The organism is Actinocorallia aurantiaca (assembly GCF_039533685.1).
Taxonomy (GTDB): Bacteria; Actinomycetota; Actinomycetes; order Streptosporangiales; family Streptosporangiaceae; genus Actinocorallia; species Actinocorallia aurantiaca.
Genome location: NZ_BAAATZ010000006.1, coordinates 321,873 through 337,931, shown reverse-complemented (window position 1 = coordinate 337,931; position 16,059 = coordinate 321,873). Strand labels below are relative to the sequence as shown.

The 16,059-nt window shown below is 68.5% G+C and carries 19 protein-coding genes; 12 read left to right on the top strand and 7 right to left on the bottom strand.

What is annotated here, in order from left to right; all coding sequences use genetic code 11:
- Nucleotides 1-208 precede the first annotated feature (208 nt).
- Complete coding sequence (locus ABD327_RS08500) at nucleotides 209-1,258, top strand: type III polyketide synthase (protein ID WP_344449673.1); 1,050 nt, start codon at nucleotides 209-211, stop codon at nucleotides 1,256-1,258.
- 4 nt (nucleotides 1,259-1,262) lie between these two features.
- Nucleotides 1,263-1,808, top strand: a complete 546-nt coding sequence (locus tag ABD327_RS08495; protein ID WP_344449672.1) for an isoprenylcysteine carboxyl methyltransferase family protein — start codon at nucleotides 1,263-1,265, stop codon at nucleotides 1,806-1,808.
- A 77-nt stretch (nucleotides 1,809-1,885) separates the two neighbouring features.
- On the opposite strand, the gene ABD327_RS08490 is transcribed toward ABD327_RS08495, so the two are convergent.
- The gene (locus ABD327_RS08490; protein WP_344449671.1) at nucleotides 1,886-2,377 is read right to left on the bottom strand and encodes a DUF6292 family protein; all 492 of its coding nucleotides are present in this window, start codon (nucleotides 2,375-2,377) and stop codon (nucleotides 1,886-1,888) included.
- A 637-nt stretch (nucleotides 2,378-3,014) separates the two neighbouring features.
- Here ABD327_RS08490 and ABD327_RS08485 point away from each other — a divergent pair.
- From ABD327_RS08485 to ABD327_RS08455, 7 genes are all read left to right on the top strand, one after another.
- A complete protein-coding gene (locus ABD327_RS08485; protein WP_344449670.1) occupies nucleotides 3,015-3,863 on the top strand; it encodes a GntR family transcriptional regulator in 849 nt (282 codons plus the stop codon).
- 61 nt (nucleotides 3,864-3,924) lie between these two features.
- Nucleotides 3,925-4,548, top strand: a complete 624-nt coding sequence (locus ABD327_RS08480) for a GNAT family N-acetyltransferase (RefSeq protein ID WP_344449669.1) — start codon at nucleotides 3,925-3,927, stop codon at nucleotides 4,546-4,548.
- 1,128 nt (nucleotides 4,549-5,676) lie between these two features.
- Nucleotides 5,677-5,904: a ribbon-helix-helix domain-containing protein gene (locus ABD327_RS08475; RefSeq protein WP_344449668.1), complete on the top strand. Its 228-nt coding sequence runs from the start codon at nucleotides 5,677-5,679 to the stop codon at nucleotides 5,902-5,904.
- A 140-nt stretch (nucleotides 5,905-6,044) separates the two neighbouring features.
- Nucleotides 6,045-6,935, top strand: a complete 891-nt coding sequence (locus ABD327_RS08470) for a serine/threonine-protein kinase (protein WP_344449667.1) — start codon at nucleotides 6,045-6,047, stop codon at nucleotides 6,933-6,935.
- Between the two features lie 38 nt (nucleotides 6,936-6,973).
- Nucleotides 6,974-7,510 carry a hypothetical protein gene (locus ABD327_RS08465; RefSeq protein WP_344449666.1) on the top strand — a complete coding sequence of 179 codons (537 nt, stop codon included), beginning with the start codon at nucleotides 6,974-6,976 and terminating at the stop codon, nucleotides 7,508-7,510.
- Nucleotides 7,511-7,547: 37 nt separating this feature from the next.
- Nucleotides 7,548-7,928: a DUF488 domain-containing protein gene (locus tag ABD327_RS08460; RefSeq protein WP_344449665.1), complete on the top strand. Its 381-nt coding sequence runs from the start codon at nucleotides 7,548-7,550 to the stop codon at nucleotides 7,926-7,928.
- Nucleotides 7,929-7,990: 62 nt separating this feature from the next.
- A complete protein-coding gene (locus ABD327_RS08455; protein ID WP_344449664.1) occupies nucleotides 7,991-8,392 on the top strand; it encodes a four-helix bundle copper-binding protein in 402 nt (133 codons plus the stop codon).
- Between the two features lie 84 nt (nucleotides 8,393-8,476).
- On the opposite strand, the gene ABD327_RS08450 is transcribed toward ABD327_RS08455, so the two are convergent.
- Together ABD327_RS08450 and ABD327_RS08445 are read right to left on the bottom strand one after the other, a co-directional pair.
- Nucleotides 8,477-8,770 (bottom strand): hypothetical protein, encoded by a 294-nt coding sequence (locus tag ABD327_RS08450; RefSeq protein WP_344449663.1) that lies wholly within the window; start codon nucleotides 8,768-8,770, stop codon nucleotides 8,477-8,479.
- A gap of 106 nt (nucleotides 8,771-8,876) precedes the next feature.
- Nucleotides 8,877-9,110 carry a hypothetical protein gene (locus tag ABD327_RS08445; protein WP_344449662.1) on the bottom strand — a complete coding sequence of 78 codons (234 nt, stop codon included), beginning with the start codon at nucleotides 9,108-9,110 and terminating at the stop codon, nucleotides 8,877-8,879.
- Between the two features lie 208 nt (nucleotides 9,111-9,318).
- Between ABD327_RS08445 and ABD327_RS08440 the strand changes: the two genes are divergently transcribed.
- Together ABD327_RS08440 and ABD327_RS08435 are read left to right on the top strand one after the other, a co-directional pair.
- Nucleotides 9,319-12,039 (top strand): poly(A) polymerase, encoded by a 2,721-nt coding sequence (locus ABD327_RS08440; RefSeq protein ID WP_344449661.1) that lies wholly within the window; start codon nucleotides 9,319-9,321, stop codon nucleotides 12,037-12,039.
- A gap of 32 nt (nucleotides 12,040-12,071) precedes the next feature.
- A complete protein-coding gene (locus ABD327_RS08435) occupies nucleotides 12,072-12,692 on the top strand; it encodes a pentapeptide repeat-containing protein (RefSeq protein WP_344449660.1) in 621 nt (206 codons plus the stop codon).
- A gap of 53 nt (nucleotides 12,693-12,745) precedes the next feature.
- Here ABD327_RS08435 and ABD327_RS08430 read toward each other — a convergent pair whose 3' ends face one another.
- Together ABD327_RS08430 and ABD327_RS08425 are read right to left on the bottom strand one after the other, a co-directional pair.
- A complete protein-coding gene (locus tag ABD327_RS08430; protein ID WP_344449659.1) occupies nucleotides 12,746-13,210 on the bottom strand; it encodes a DUF2267 domain-containing protein in 465 nt (154 codons plus the stop codon).
- A 79-nt stretch (nucleotides 13,211-13,289) separates the two neighbouring features.
- Nucleotides 13,290-13,733, bottom strand: a complete 444-nt coding sequence (locus tag ABD327_RS08425) for an Hsp20/alpha crystallin family protein (RefSeq protein WP_344449658.1) — start codon at nucleotides 13,731-13,733, stop codon at nucleotides 13,290-13,292.
- A 292-nt stretch (nucleotides 13,734-14,025) separates the two neighbouring features.
- Here ABD327_RS08425 and ABD327_RS08420 point away from each other — a divergent pair, with 292 nt between their 5' ends.
- Entirely contained in the window at nucleotides 14,026-14,235 is a 210-nt protein-coding gene (locus ABD327_RS08420; RefSeq protein WP_344449657.1) for a hypothetical protein, read from the top strand.
- Between the two features lie 30 nt (nucleotides 14,236-14,265).
- On the opposite strand, the gene ABD327_RS08415 is transcribed toward ABD327_RS08420, so the two are convergent.
- A complete protein-coding gene (locus ABD327_RS08415) occupies nucleotides 14,266-15,363 on the bottom strand; it encodes a protein kinase domain-containing protein (protein WP_344449656.1) in 1,098 nt (365 codons plus the stop codon).
- Nucleotides 15,364-15,462: 99 nt separating this feature from the next.
- Complete coding sequence (locus tag ABD327_RS08410) at nucleotides 15,463-16,041, bottom strand: hypothetical protein (protein WP_344449655.1); 579 nt, start codon at nucleotides 16,039-16,041, stop codon at nucleotides 15,463-15,465.
- Nucleotides 16,042-16,059 lie beyond the last annotated feature (18 nt).

Sequence of the window (16,059 nt, the reverse complement as noted above, 5' to 3'; positions counted from 1 at the left end):
GATGTTCGAGCCATGACGACCGACCTTCCGGGTGAAATTCGGACCCTTTATTGTAGCGAAATTCGGTGAACCTCCGAAAAGGTCATTTCGTGGAGTTTATTTTGTCCTTATGGGGAGCGCCTTTGGTGGGCGGAGTCCTATGAAGGGAAACTGGGCCTTTACGGGCTCGACAGCCCTCCATACCGTCCCACCTGCAGACGAGGTCTCCATGACCCAGATCGCCGCCGTTCGCGGCGTATTGCCGGAGCACCGCTACGCCCAGGCCGAACTCACCCGCGCGTTCGTGCGGGAGTGGGAGCTCGAAGGGGGCAGGCGGACGCTCCTGGAGAGGCTGCACCGGAACGTCGGAGTGGAATTCCGGCACCTCACCCTGCCCATCCAGCGTTATGTCGAGATCTCTGATTTCGGGGCGGCGAACGAGGCCTACGTCGACGGCGCCCTCGACCTCGGAGCCCGGGCCTCGGAGACGGCGATCGAGGAGGCGGGACTCGACCCCCGCGACATCGACCTGATCCTGCTGGCGTCCACGACCGGCGTCGCCGCCCCCTCCCTGGACTCCCGCCTCGTCGAACGGCTCGGGCTGCGCCACGACGTCAAACGCCTCCCGCTGTTCGGGCTCGGCTGCGCGGGCGGGGCGGCCGGGCTCGCCCGCGTCCACGACTACCTGCGCGGCTGGCCGGACCACACCGCGCTCCTGCTGTCGGTCGAGCTGTGCTCCCTGACGCTCCAGCGCGACGACCTCTCCATCGCCAACTTCGTGGGAAGCGCCCTGTTCGGCGACGGCGCGGCCGCGGTCGTGGCCTGCGGCGCAGGCCGGCGGACGGCAGGCCCCTCCGTGATCGCGACCCGGAGCCGCTTCTACCCCGGGACCGGGCACGTGATGGGCTGGCAGGTCTCCGCGAAGGGCTTCCAGGTGATGCTCGACCCCGGCATCCCCGACCTCGTCCGCACCCACCTCGCCCACGACGTCGACGGCTTCCTCGCCGAACACGACCTCACCACCAAGGACGTCACCGCCTGGGTCTGCCATCCCGGCGGCCCGAAGGTCCTCGAAGCGATCGCCGAGACCCTCGACCTGCCCGACGGCGCGCTGGACGTCACCTGGCGCTCCCTGGCCCGCAACGGGAACCTGTCGTCAGCGTCCGTCCTGCACGTCCTGCGCGACACCCTGGCCCTGCGCCCGGAACCCGGCACCCACGGCCTCCTGATGGCCCTCGGTCCCGGCTTCTGCGCCGAACTCGTCCTCCTGCGCTGGTGACCCCGTGTCCTTCTGGTATCCGGCCCTCATCCTCCTGGTCGCGGCGGAACGCCTCGCCGAGGTCGCCGTGGCCCGCGCCAACACCCGCTGGAGCCTCGCCCACGGCGGAGTCGTCACCGGCCACGCCCACTACCCGTGGCTCGTCCTCCTGCACACCGCGCTCCTGGCCGGCTGCCTCCTGGAGACGGCCCTCGCCTCCCGCCCCTTCGTCCCGGCCCTCGGCTGGCCCATGCTCGCCCTCGTCATCGCCGCCCAAACCCTGCGCTGGTGGTGCATCCGCTCTCTGGGCCGCCAGTGGAACACCCGGATCATCGTCGTCCCCGGCCTCCCCCGCGTCACCCGGGGCCCCTACCGCTTCTCGTGGCTGCCGCACCCCAATTACCTGGCCGTGGTGCTGGAAGGCATCGCCCTTCCCCTGGTCCACTCGGCCTGGATCACGGCCCTGACCTTCACGGTCCTCAACGCGGCCGCCCTGTCCGTCCGCATCCGCTGCGAATCCCGGGCCCTGCGCACCCACCTGCGGCCGGCCCCCCCTCCCCGAAACGCCTGACCGCCGCCCTTCCCTCGGGAAGGCCGACGGCCGGGTCAGACCTCACGCTGAAGGGGAAGCGGGGGCTCCGGTGAGGCTCATGCCACCAGACGATAAGTCGAAGGTCGTTCCCGGAGGCCCTGGCAGAGGGTCGGCCATTCCAGAAGTCTGTTCGGAACGGGGACCGGCCGCCTCGGCTCACGGGGCGGGTCAAAACTTCGGAGGGTCTCCTGGAAACCGTCACGAGCCCTGATCTGACGGGTGACGAGGGGTTTGCTCTGCCGGAGGATCGTCCGGGACGCGATCTCGTCCGGCGAGGGGAGAACGCCGCCGCCCAGAAGAAGCGGGTCGGCGAGCACGGTGCGGACGCCTTGTTCTCCAGAGACGAACTCGCCGATGGCCCAGCCTTGCGTTTCGTTCCAGACCAGCGCCTCTTCGCCGGCGCGGATGGTCGCGTCCACGGGCAGGCTGGGATCGAGCCAGACATGGTCGATGGCGGTGCCTCGAAGGGCTAGCGCACGAACGACGGCGGTGATGTAGCCCCTGGACTCGTCGACCTCGGGGTCGGGATGGGGCAGCGGTATCTTCACGGTCACGTTGATGCCTCTCTGCGGGGTAAGAAGCCAGACCTTGAAGAAAAGATACAGGCGCCTTGAATGTGCGTCTATATCATTTAATGCGTGTTATTTGTACTTTGCTAACCTGTTTGTAGGTTTTGTCCGATAAGGCGGTATGGGTTGGCCGAAAGGCCGGACGAGACCCCTTGGCCCCGCAGCACATCGGGGTCTCGCTCACTTCGGCCCGGCCCTTCGGCGTCTTTGCCCCCGCTTGTTTCGAAGCGAACCGATGCCGGACCTATCGACGGGCGCCCTCGCTTACGAGGCCGAGGTCGGCCCGACTGGTGGGCGACTCCCCGGACAGGTCGAGGTGCGGTACTTCCACTTTCCCCTCCGCCCCCGTCTGCGCCGGGCTCGCTTCACTGCTGTTCACGGTGCCTCTCCTTGTCCGGCGGTCATCCGCTTCGAGATTGATGAGCCTGATCCCCGCTGGAGTGATCTGTTGACCTCTTCTGGATTGTGACTCATCTGACCTATACCAACAACTGGATTATTCCAAACTCTTTCCCGCGTGGGCATGTCGAATCTCTATGCTGGGTATCTCATCGGGTGCAGGTCCGAGGTCTGGCAAGTCGACCTCTGTGGAAGTTCGAGTCGAAGGAGCGTACGGATGGTCAGGCACGCCAAATGGCGGACAGTCGCTGATGACCTGCGCAAACGCATCGAGTCCGGTGAGTTCAACGTCTCGACGGGGCGTCCCCAGCTGCCCAAGGAGCTGGACCTCCAGAGCCATTACGACGCGTCCCGCAACACGATTCGCGACGCACTCCGTTGGCTGGCGGACCAGCGGGTGGTGGAGACCGAGGCCGGCAAGGGCACTTTCGTGATCTTCCAGACCGAGCCGTTCCATGTGACGCTCTCGCCGCGCAGTCTGATCCAGGGGCGGGATGGCATCACGGTGCCTGGCGGTGGTGAAGGCGTCGACTACAGCAAAGACGCCCTGGTCCAGGGTCGCACCCCTTCTGACACCGAGCCCCGGGTCGAGGTGCAGTTCGCTTCGGGGAAGGTGGCGCACTGGCTCGGCCTGCGTCCCGAGGAGCAGGTGGTCCTCCGGCATCAGACCCGGTCCATCGAAAGCAAGCCGTGGCTCATGCAGACCAGCTACTACCCGCTGGAGTTCGTCACCAAAGGGGCCACCAGGCTGCTGGAGGCCAAGGACATCCCTCAGGGAGTGGTGGCCTACCTCGGGGAATCGAAACTCGGGATCGTCCAGGTCGGCTACCACGATGAGATCAATGTCCGCCCGCCGAATCGGACAGAAGCGGACTTCTTCGGACTCCCTGAAAGCGGGTCTGTCCCTGTTTATGAAACTTTCCGCACAGCCTACGATCAGAACGGAAGAGCTTTCCGCTTCACTGAGACGATATGGCCTGCTGACCGCAACCGTCTCCACTATAACGTCGGTAGGGTTCCTCAAAAAGTGATCGAAGAACCCGGGCAGGCGAGTTCCGGCGTCTGACCCATTTCCGCTGTGCCCTTCTCGAAGGCGAGGAGGGCCTCGATCATTTGAGAAGACGACCGTGCTCTTTCAGCTCCATCTCGCGACCGCCGAAGACGTCGGAGAGATCACCCGCCTCATCGATGAGACGGGGACCTGGTTGCGCAAGAAGATCAGGACCGACCAGTGGAACCGCCCCTGGCCGAATGAGGCGGCCAGGAACGCGCGAGTGCGGGACGGGGTGGACAGGAAGCGGACCTGGCTGCTCCGCTACGGAAGGTCGCTCGTCGCGAGCGTCACCGTCGAGGTGGAAGGCAAACCAGGGCTGTGGACCGAGACGGAACTCAAGACCCCGGCCGTCTACCTGCACCGCCTGGTGGTCCACCCCGACTACCGGGGAATGCGGATCGGGGAGTTCCTGATCGGCTGGGGGGCGCATCTGGGGTTGTCGGAGAACCCGTTGGCGGAAGAGCTCCGCATCGACACCTGGAGCAAGAACCACAAACTTCACGAGTACTACATCGGCCAGGGCTTCTCCAAGGTCGGCGACGCCCGTGTCACGGAGGACAGAACGCCGTCAGGCCAGCTCCTCAGCAAGCCGGTCGACGCCATACCTTCGCGGGAGGAGCTGGATCGGATCGTCCAGGTCGAGGAGGAGAGCGCGCCGCTCCATGCCCAGCAGGCAGAGCCAGCCGGTCACCTCTGACTCCTTCACCCGGGCGGTGATCCGCCGGTAGGAGGCGGGCGACAGCTCGTCCTGCGAGTGCTTGATGATCGTCTCGTAGACCGTCGAGGACGCGACGAAGGTCAGGTCGGCACCGCTCCTACGCTGCTCCTCCTTGGCCGACGGAGCGTCCAGGAGCCGCGCGGCGCGGATGATCGCCTCCCCCATCACCCCGTAGGAGGCGGACTTCACCGGTCCCACGTGCAGGACCACCCTCAGCTGGATCCGCGTGCCCTCCGTCGACCGGAGGTTGTGCTCGCGCAGGAGTTCGGCCAGCGGGAACAGGAAGGGACTCAGCGCGTTCCCGGTTGGGGTGAGCAGGGGGAGGACCATCAGCATCCCGTCGCCCCTGTCCTCGAGATGGCAGCGAGGCCAGGGGATGCCGGCCCGGGTGCAGGCGAGGCGGACGATGTCGTACAGGGCCTCGTGGACGACCTCCCGGTCGGCGTCGGTGCGGGCGAGGGAACCGAAGCCCACGATGTCGACGAACAGGATCGAGGCGTGCTGGCCGGCGAAGCGCGGCCGGGGGCCGGTGAACCGGTCGGCGAGGAGGGCCGGGCGGCTGAAGGCGCGGACGAACGCCAGGGTCACCAGGTCCATCAGGTGGCGGACCTCCTCGGCGGACGTGGCGAGCTCGGCGGCCCGCCGGAACAGGGTCAGCTGGATCCAGGCGAAAGGGCCGATGCAGGCCGTGCTCCACAGCAGCACCAGGACCAGGGCGGGGATCGCCAGGCGGGGCTCCCGCATGGCGGCTCCGCCATAGAAGGCGGTTCCGTTGGTGAGGACGACCAGGGCGGATGCCCACAGCCGCCGCGCCCTCCTGCGCCGGGCGGCCGGTGAGCCTGCTTTCTCTTCCCCCATGGCGTGGATCCCCTTCCGATACGGGTCCCCGCCTTCGGTCCGAGCAGTCAGGCGGGTCTTGTGCAGCCATCATGCATATGATGTATGTATAGATAGCGTGTACTGTGACACTTATAGCTGTGTATCTGCACGGAACCAAGGGGTTTACTTTGCCTGTTGTGTGGCAACAAGACATACTGAGCGTGCCTGTGCTCTGCGGTCAGCTTGCTGACAGGAAGAGATGAACCCGTGCCCGGCGAAGGAGACCGCATGTCGAAGGCCGAAGCGTCCGTCAGGGAACGCATCACGGTGAATCTCACGCCCAAGTCGGTGCAGGCGCTCGAAGCGCTCACCGGCAACACCGGGGACACCAAGACCGACACGATCAACCGCGCCCTGCAGCTCTACGAGTTCCTCGACCGCGTCACTCGCGAGGGCGGCAAGGTCTACGTCCAGGAGTCGGAGTCGGAGACCCTGGAGCGGGTGCGCTTCCTGTGACCGGTTGATCTGTCCTTTCTCGCGGCGGAGGCGGGCCGGGACCTGGGTCCCGGGTGGCCGGGCAGGACAGGGCCTGGCACTCAGGTGTTCTTGTTCCTTATGTCGGATTCTGGGTTCGGTCGTGGAAGGAGACCGGACTCATGGACGACTGGGACGTGCCGGGATATACGGCGGTGCGGGAACTGGGGGCGGGGGCTTTCGGACGGGTGGTGCTGGCGACGCGGAACGCCGACGGGCGGCGGGTCGCGGTCAAGTGCCTGACGGACGCGGGACACCGGGAGGAGTTCGCCGAGGAGGCGCGGCTCCTGGAGGCGGTGCGCTCGCGTCACGTGGTGCGGCTCGTCGAGTACATCGATCATGCGGGGGACGTCGGGTCACCGGCGATCGTCATGGAGCTGCTCTCCGGGCGGACGCTCAAGGAGGTGCTGGCCGCGCGGGGGGCGTTGCGGCCGGAGGCGGCGCTCATGCTGTTCCGCGCGATTCTGCGCGGGTTGTCCGACGCGCACCGCGCCGGGGTCGTGCACCGGGACTGCAAGCCCAGCAACGTGCTGATCGGCGAGCGGGGTTCGGTGACGCTGGTGGACTTCGGTGTCGCCGGCAGGGTGGGCGAGGAGGCCGCCTCGATCGGGACGCCCGCCTACATGCCGCCGGAGCAGTGGCAGGGCATGCCCGCCTCTCCCGCAGGTGACCTGTACGCGGCGACGGCCGTCCTCTTCGAATGCCTGACCGGCCACCGGCCCTACGAGGGGCGCTACCTGATGCACCTGGCGGCCCAGCACCTGCATGCCCCGGTCCCCGACGAGGAGGTGCCCGAACCGCTACGGCACCTCATCCGGTGGGGTCTGGCCAAACTGCCGGAGGACCGGCCCCGCGATGCCGCCGACTTCCTCGCCGAGACCGAGTCCGCCGCCCGCCGCGCCTACGGGCGCTTCTGGGAGCGAAAAGGCCGTGCCGCCTTCGCCGACGCCCCTGTTCGCGGACGCCTGCGCACACGGTTCTTCCTCAACGGACACTGGGCACTGGCCGCTTGATCATGCGTGATGGAGGTCGTATGCGGAGGGAGAAGCCCATGGCGACAGGGAGGAAGCCCGCGGACTCCGGCGGTCTGGGGGGCGGGCTCGGCCTCCTGATCGCGGGTGGTCTGTGGCTCTGCCTCGGTCTGGCGCCGTTGTGGTACGGCTGGCCGGACATCCGGTTGGCGTTCGGCCTGACAGGGCAGCCCGGAACGGCCGTGGTGGAGAAGTGCGTGACGACGGGTTCGGGCAAGCAGACCCGCACGGACTGCCGCGGCTGGTTCACCCCGAATGAGCCGAGCCTTTCACCCCAGTACGTTCAGCTTCCCCCGGAGTCGGAGGAAGGAGAGGAATTCCGCGCCCAGATGCGCCGGGACGGCGAGTGGGCGCGTCCGTCCGATACCGCGGGAAGGTTCGCGACCCTCGCGCTTCCGGCGTTCGGCCTTCTCGTCCTCTCCCCGGTGCCCTTGGTGCTGGTCTTCCTCCTCGGAGAGGAACGCCGCCCCGGCAAGGTCTTCGTGCGCCTGACGATCGCGGCCGCGGTGGCCGCGACCGTTCTGTGCGTGGCCGGAATGATCGGCGCCGAGATCTGACCGCCGCGTACCCTGAAGGGACGGGGAGGTTCCTGACATGACCAAGCGGATCACCTATCGCCGGGTCCAGGAGGAGACATCGCCTCAGGACGGCCGGCGCGTGCTCGTCGACAGAATCTGGCCGCGAGGCGTCAGCAAGGAGAAGGCGCATCTGGACGAGTGGCTGAAGGACGTCGCGCCCTCGACCGAACTCCGCCACTGGTACGGCCACGATCCCGACCGTTTCGCCGAGTTCCGCCGCCGTTATCTGAGGGAACTCCACGACACCGGCCACCGTGAGGCCGTCGAGCACCTGCGCGACCTCGCCGACCATCATCGCCTCACACTCCTGACCGCCACCCGCGACGTGGACCACAGCCAGGCAGCCGTCCTCGCGGAATGGCTGGAATCTAGCTGCACCCCCCTTTCGTCTGATTGATCTGCTTCTGAGTGGGGACGGGGGTCTCCGGGGGAAAGATCGACCGCAATGAAGGGGGAAGAATGTCTGTTGCCAAGATGATCGAAACGTATCCGGCCGAGATCAACCTCGACCGGAAGGCGATCGCCGACACGGTGGAGGTGCTCCTGGAGTGCTCCCAGGCGTGCACCGCGTGTGCCGACGCGTGTCTGAGCGAGGAGAATCCGGGGGATCTGGCCAAGTGCATTCGCACCGATCTGGACTGCGCTGACATCTGCGCCGTCACGGCCCGCGTCCTCTCGCGTCACACCGGCTATGACGCCAACATCACCAGGGCGCAGCTCCAGGCCTGCGCGCAGGCCTGTTCGTCCTGTGCCGCGGAGTGCGAGCGCCACGCGGACCATCACGAGCACTGCCGGGTCTGTGCCGAGATCTGCCGCCGCTGTGCCGAGGCCTGCCGGGCGCTCCTCGCCAAGATCAGCTGATCGCGCGGCCGGGTGCCGTGCTCGTCCTGGCCCCGCCGGAGTCCTTCCGGCGGGGTCTTCATGCTCCGGGGCTCGGGGCGGGTCTCACTCGGGGAGCTTCTCCCGGCCGTCCGTGCCGGCTCGGGGACTCTTCTCCCAGAGCAGTCCCTTCCGGTCGCGGGTGTCGCGAAGAGGTCGGTCGGCGGGGTCGGAATGGATGACGGTGCTGCGGGTGCGCACTCCGAATCCGATGACGTGTCCGAGAAAGAGGCCCAGAAGAAAGGTCGCCGTGATGGTGATGGCCAGGATGGTGATCATTTCCGCCTCGGGTTTTTCCGTGTCGTCCCATAAAAGCGATACCTCTCGAAAAAGGGGGTAAAACAGTGGGACGTGCGGCATGCTCAGCGGAATAAGTCAAGCGGCATAGGAAAAGGAACGCCTGGGGCTGCGGTGACGGAAGTGGCGGGAGACGCGGATCGGCCCGAGGGACTCCGGAGCCTGCCGGTCAGCTCGTGTTCTCGGGTTCGTGGGGGGCCTGCTCCGGCGAGGGGCCGCCGGCGGGGGGCGAGGCGGAGCGGGTGACGACCCAGAGGGTGCGCTTGCGGCGGCGGGAGGGGCTGTTTTCGCGGTCGGAGTGGAAGACGGTTCCCCGGGCACGGAATCCGAAGGTGAGGGTCAGCCAGAGATAGGCGGCCAGGAAGAGGAGGGCGGTGCAGGTGATGGCGATGATGACGATCATTTTTTCGCTCCGCGTTCTTGATTTGAAGGGCGATACCTCGCTGGGGTCGGGGTAAACCGGGGTGAAGTCCTTAGGCTCAGGTTAAGGGGTCAGGTGACATATTCGGCGGGGGATTTCCGCGGCGTGGAAGGCCGCGGGGCGGAAGAAAATGCGGGGAACGGGTTTAACCGGTGGCCTCGGGACGGAGGGGCGGCCTAGAGTTCGCGCCGTGAGGACCAGCGAGGAGATCTATCACCGGGTCAAGTGGGATCCGCGGTTCGATCCCGCGCGGTTCGTGCTGGGGGTGGCGACGCGCGGGGGGCCGCTCAAACGGGTGGCGCTGGCGGGGTTCACACCGGGTGGGGACATTCCCTGGCACCGGATCGTGTACATCGAGGCCGACGGCGAGAGGGTGTGGGACCGGGAGAGTGGAGTGGACCTCCTGGGGGCCTCCCCGGCGGGGCTCGTGCGGGTTTCCCGGTTGCTGCCGGCCCGGTTCTTCGAGACGGGGATGGCGTTCTCCTGGGCGGGGGAGGACGGCTGGCGGGCGGGGGAGAGCGGGCGGAAAGGCGCCGACGGGCCGTTGAGGCTGTTGACGTGGAACACGCTTTGGGACCGGTACGACGGCGACAAGGTGTTCACGGAACGGCGGAGGCCGAGGCTGCTGGAGGAACTGGAGCGGGCCGACGCGGACGTCGTCGCGCTTCAGGAGGTCGAGAAGCCGCTGCTCGAGATGCTGATGCGGGCGCCGTGGGTGCGGGAGCGGTACACGCTCAGCACGGGGAAGGCGCTGCTGGATGTGGCCGACAGCGGTCTGCTGCTGCTCAGCAGGCTGCCCGTACGGGAAGTGGGGCGGCATTCACTGGGGCCCTACAAGGCGGTCGCGGCGATGACGGTCGAGACGGCCGGCGGGCCGGTGGTGGTCGCGACGACCCATCTGAGCAGTGACCATTCCCATCGGGGGGAGGTCCGGCGGCGGGGGCAGCTCGGGCGGCTCGCGGAGATCCTGGCGGGGCTGGACTGCGACGTGGTCCTGATGGGGGACTTCAACGACGGGAGCGCGCTGCCCGCCGAGGTGCTCGGGCTGCGGGACGTCTGGGGCGAGGCGCGCGGAAGGGAGGACACGACGCCGACGTTCGACCCGGTGGTCAACCCCCTTGCCGCCGTGTCGTCGCTTTCGGGGGTGCCCGCCAGGCTCGACCGGGTGCTGCTGCGGGGGCCCGATCTGCACGTCGGTACGGCGGAACTCGTGGGCGACGTCCCTGACGGAGAAGGGCTGTACATCTCCGACCACTACGGGGTGTTCGCGGAGTTGTACGCCGAGGACGTGCGGAGCGCGGACGTCGGTGCGCGGCCCACGGCGCGTACGGCGGTGGCCTGGGTTCCCGGTGAAGAGGTGCAAGAAGCGGTCCAGCCGATCCGGAGGGAACGAGACCCGCAGGTGGACCGGTGGCCTCCGCACGTCAACGTACTGTTCGGTTTCGTGCCGGAGTCCTCGTTCGAGGACGCCGTACAGGGGCTCCATGACGCCGCGGTCGAAGTGGCTCCGTTCACGGCCCGTCTGGAAGGGGTGCAGACGTTCACCCACCGCCAGGACGCGACACTCTGGCTGGATCCGGCCGCGGCGGGAGCAGGGCCCTGGAGGGACTTGCGGCGGGCTTTGGAGAGCCGGTTCCCGCAGTGCGAGGGACGTGCGGAGGGTTATACGCCGCATCTGACGCTGGGGAAGGCGCCGCTGGACGAGCCCGTCCAGGTGCGTGTTCCTCCGATGAAAACCCGGGTGGAGGAGCTTCTTCTGCTGTCACGGCGGGGTGGTGAGCCCATGCGGGCACGCGCCTCACTGACGCTGGGAGACGGAAAGCTGCGCTGGCTCGACCCTTTGGGCGGCCCTTTGCCGGGGAGGCCGCGCCGTGACGGGCGGGCCGAGGACGTTCTGCGCCGGTTGCGGGAGGCCGTGCCGGAAGGCGTCTTCGAGATGACGGGCTCCCGGAGGATGGGCTGCGAACTGGAGGAGTCGGATCTCGATCTCGTCGTGAGCCTGCCGGAGGACGTGGATCTCCGGCGGCGGGTGGAAGGGGCGTTCCCGCAGGCGCGCGTGACGGCCGTCGAAGGGGCCAGGGTGCCGGGGCTGCGGTTGCGCGTCACGGGGCTCGGGGTGGATCTCGCCGTCGTCCGCACCGGTGGGGAACCCGGCGAAAGCGAGAGGATCGCGCTCAGCGCCGTCAGCGACGCGGACGAAGTGGTCGCCTCGGTGGGGGAGCGGAGGGAGGAGTTCGCCTCGCTGGCGCGGGCCGTCAAACTGTGGGCGCGGGCGCGCGGCCTGGATTCGGCGCCCTTCGGAGGGCTGCCCGGGCTCGCGTGGGCGGTGCTGGCCGCGCGGACCGTCCAGGAAGGCGGCCCCGAGGAGGAACTGCCGGCCCTGTTCTACGCCATGTGGGCGGCCTGGGACTGGAGGCGTCCGGTGGCTCTGCGTCCGGACGGCCCCGCCGCGCCGGACGGTTCTCCGTTGCGGATCCTGACGCCGACCGCGCCGGTGCGCTCCTGCACCGAGCAGGTCGGCCCGGACATGCTCGATCTGCTGACGAGGGAGTTGTTCCGGGCCTGGGAGCTCCTGGAGTCCGGCGGAGACCCCTGGCCTGAACTGCTCGCGCCGCCGCCGATGCACCGCCGCCACGCGGCCTGGGCCGTCCTGACCGTTCAGGAGGAGGCCGTAGGGCGGGCGAGGGGGCGGGTCCGGGCGCTGCTGACCCTTCTGGAAGAGGCCGGAGCGCGGGACGTCCACGCCTGGCCGCGGCCGTTCGAGTCGGGTCCCGGCTGGATCCGGTACGCCGTCGGGCTGGGCCGCGACCCTCTGGACGCGGCGGATCTGGCCGACGTGGCGGAGCGTTGGACGGTGCCGGGCACGCGGGTCACGTGGGCGGCCAACGGAGAGGTCCCCACTCTGCGGTGAGGAATGTCAGAGGGGCCTTTTAGGGTGCGGACATGGCAGAGCGCAAGCACGGGGCGGCGGCTCCTCCCACGGAGACGACGATCAGATCCCGCGAGTGGGAGTTCCGCGACCTGGAGAAGGAGACCTTCCAGCGGGTGCTGTTCGTCGACGTCGACCTGACGGAGACGGTGAACCGCGGGTCGGTGTTCGAGGAGTGCACGTTCCGCGGAGTGCGGTTCAACTGCTCGGTACATGAGGACGCGGCGTTCCTCAACTGCACGTTCACGCGGTGCGCGCTGTTCGACGCCGCGTTCACGCGGTGCAAGCTCACCGGGAGCATGTTCAGCGACTGCACGTACGGCGCTCTGAAGGTCTCCGGAGGCGACTGGTCCTTCGCCGGCCTTCCCGGCGCGGACCTGCGGGGAAGCCGTTTCTCCTCGGTCCGGTTGCGGGAGGCCGACCTGACGGGCGCCCGGCTGGAGTCGGCCGAGGTGCGCGACTGCGATCTGTCGGGGGCGTGGCTGCACAGCTCCGATCTCACCGGCTGCGACCTGCGCGGCAGCGACCTCGCGGCGCTCGACCTGGACAGCGCGCGTTTCCGGGGCGCCGTCATCGACCCGGACCAGGCGATGACGGTCGCGGCGATGTTCGGCTTCGACGTGCGGCCCGGCTGACCGGAGCCCGGGCGGGCCCGGCCGGGCCGGGCCGGCCGGGAGCGCGGGCCCGGCTACCAGGCCTCGTTGCCGGTGTCGGAGACGGCGTCGCGGTCTCCGGGGTCCAGGAGGCTCCTGACGTCCTTGGGCAGCTGGTCGAAGGCGTGGTCGAGCGCGCCGCGGCCCAGATGGCGGCGCATGCAGCGGGTGACGGAGGCCAGGGCGGGCGCGGCGGCGGGGCCTCGGATGGAGGAGGAGTCGCAGAACGCGTCGAGGTACTGCTCGCGGTTGTACTTCATCGGGACGCTGGAGGGCGACCAGCCGTCGTAGTAGACGCCCCGGAAGATCTCGGGGAGCTGGGCGGCGAAGTGGGCGCCGGTCTGGACCGTCAGCCGGTCCCTGAGCGTGTGGAGCCAGCCGCGCAGCGCCCGGTAGGCCTCCCGGCGCTCCTCCGTGCCGAGTTCCTTGGCCAGGTCGTCCAGCCAGCGGTTGGTGGTGTCGATGCTGTGGTCGAGGTGGTCGACTCCGGTGAAAGCCATGGATCTTCTCCCTGGGTCGTCGGTCGGGCGGGAAGAACAGGAAAGGGGCGCCGGACGGCTCCGGCGCCCCGGGCGCGGGTCACTTCTCGGAGGACTCGCTTGATTTCTCGGACTCGCCGGAGATGGCCTCGGCCGCCTTCTTCACAGTGATCCGCTGGGCTTCGGGCTTGTCCTGGGGCAGCGGCATCCGGACGGTCAGCACGCCCTGGTCGTAGGAGGCCTGGACGTCCTGCGCGCTGATCCCGTGCGGCAGCACCAGCGAGCGGGTGAAGGCCCCGTAGCGGAACTCCGAGCGCTGCCCCTCCCGCTGCTCCTGCCGTCGTTCGGCGTGGATGCGCAGCACGTCGTCGTCGGAGACGGTGATCTCGACGTCCCGGTCCGGATCGATTCCGGGCAGCTCCGCGCGCACCACGTAGGTGCCTTCGTCGATGTAGTCCTCGACCCGGATGGCCTGGACCTGCTCGGTCAGCGGCGACAGGAGCGACTGCCAGTCGCTGAAGGGGAAGTCCAGCAGCTCCGACATCGGGAAGAGCCGACGTGTCTGTTGTGCTGGAAGGGCCATGACAACCGACCTCCTGACAGAACTTCCAACGGTTTCTCCTCTTCCGTATTAATACGACTTAAGGCCCAAGTTGGGACAAAAGGGATAAAAATCTAGAAATGTTCCATGTAAGAGGGCTTTGTCAAGTCCAGAAGATCCCCCGGCGGCCCATCCGGATCGTCCGACCGTGAGACTCGTGACATCGATCGTCTGATTAGCCGGAGGGCTGGCGGGCAGGGCAGTAACCGGACCACAGTCGACACGGGAGGTGAAGGTGGCGACCGCAGAGGACAAGAAGGCGCGGCTCAAGGAGATCGAAGAGGACATCGAGGGGCTGCGCCGGGAGTTCCCCGACCGCACGGACGACCCGCAGGACTACGGGGACGAGGGGGCCGCCCTGTCCCAGCGCCAGGAGCTCTCCGCCCAGCTCGAGGTGCTGGCCACCGAGCGCGACCGGCTCAAAGAGGAACTCGGCCTCGACTGAGGGCGTCCGAGGGCATCTGAGGGCGTCCCGTCAGAGAGGGCGGACCCGGAGGGCTTCGGGGCCGCGCTTGCCCTCGACGGCCTCGAAGGAGACCCGCTGGCCCTTCTTCAGCTCCTTGTAGCCCGGCATCTCGATGCGCGAATAGTGCACGTGGACGTCGCCGGAGCCGGGGGCGTCCGGCGTGATGAGGCCATGGCCCTTCTCGGACTTGAACCATTTGACGGTTCCGTACCGGGTGGCGTCCTCCGCGTCCCGATCGGGCGTGCCCGCGGGCGTCTCCGGCGGGGCCATGCCCTGGCCGGCCCCCTGCCCGAGCAGCGGCTTGAGCGCCTCGGCGGCTTGCGTCACGGAGGGCCGGAGCCCCGGATCCTTCTGCAGTAGCGCGCTCAGCAGCGGCTCCAGCGCCCCCGCGTGCCGGAAGGGCCGGGCAGGGGTGTTGAGGATCGCGTGGAACAGCGACGCCAGCGTCGGCGCGCTGAACGGCGTCTCCCCCTCGACCGCCGTGTACAGCGTCGCCCCGACCGACCACAGGTCGGCGGCGCCGGTCGCGGGGAGCCCTTCGATCTGCTCCGGGGCCATGTAGAGCGGCGTCCCCAGCACCGTGCCCGCCTGGGTGAGGGCGGTGCTGTCGGCCAGGCTGGCGACGCCGAAGTCGGTGATGATGACCCGCCGCCCGTCGATCATGATGTTGTCGGGTTTCAGGTCCCGGTGGACGATCCCGGCCGCGTGCGCCGCGCCGACCGCGTCCAGGAGCTCGAACCCGATCACGGCCGCCCGTTCGGGGGAGAGCCGGCCCTCACGCCCGATCAGCGCGCCCAGCGACCCGCCCCTGACGAACTCCATCACCAGCGTCGGCACGCCCTTGTGGTGGACGATGTCGTGGACGGTGATGACCCCGGGATGGCTGAGCCGCGCGGCGGCCCTGGCCTCCCGCATCACCCGCCCCACCATCAGCTCCTGCTGCGCGGGCGTCCATCCCGGCCGCACGAGGAACTCCTTCAGCGCCACCTCGCGCTCGAGCACCCCGTCCAGGGCCCGCCACACCCGGCCCGCGGCTCCATGCCCGAGCGGCTCCATCAGCCGGTACCGCCCACCCACGAACTCCCCGGCCACGGCAGCATTCGTCACGCCCGCCACCCTAACCCGACCCCGGACCCGCCCCGCAGGTCACGGCACCGCAAGGCCCTGGGCGGAGGGTTCCGGTCCCAGGGCCCGGGAGCTCACCGGTCAGAGGCGGGTGTAGCGGACGGTGGAGTGGAACTGGTATTCGCCGCTGTACCAGCTCTTGCTGAGCCTGAAAGTGAGGGTCTCGGCGGTGCAGGTGTAGGACGCCTGCTTCAGGACGATCGGGTCCCACGTCTTCTTGCGGATCAGTCCGGCGAGGCCGACGCGGCGTCCGGGCGCGTTGCTCCGAGTGAGCGTCGCTTTGCCGGAGGCGGTCTTCGTCTTCAGGGACAGACGCCCCTTGCCGCCGCCTTTGAAAGCGGCTTTGACCTTCAGCCTCTTGTCGTACTTAGACCACTCTTCGATGGGCTTTCCGCTGTCGACGCCGGTGGTGACGAGTTTCTTCGAGCGGGTGAAGTCGTAGGAGAGGGACGACTTCGTGACGGTCAGGCGCGTGCCCTTCAGTCCTTTGCTCTGAGACTGGAACTCCACATAGCCGATGGTCTTCGATGCGAGGCCGGCGAGCTTCCACTCGCCGACGACGCAGGGCCTGGCGGCGGCCTGGGCCGGGGCGGCGACGGAGAGGCACGCCGACGCGGCGAGCACGGTGGACAGGGCGAGGCGGGGGATCGGTCGGGCCATGGCTCCTCTTGAAGGCGT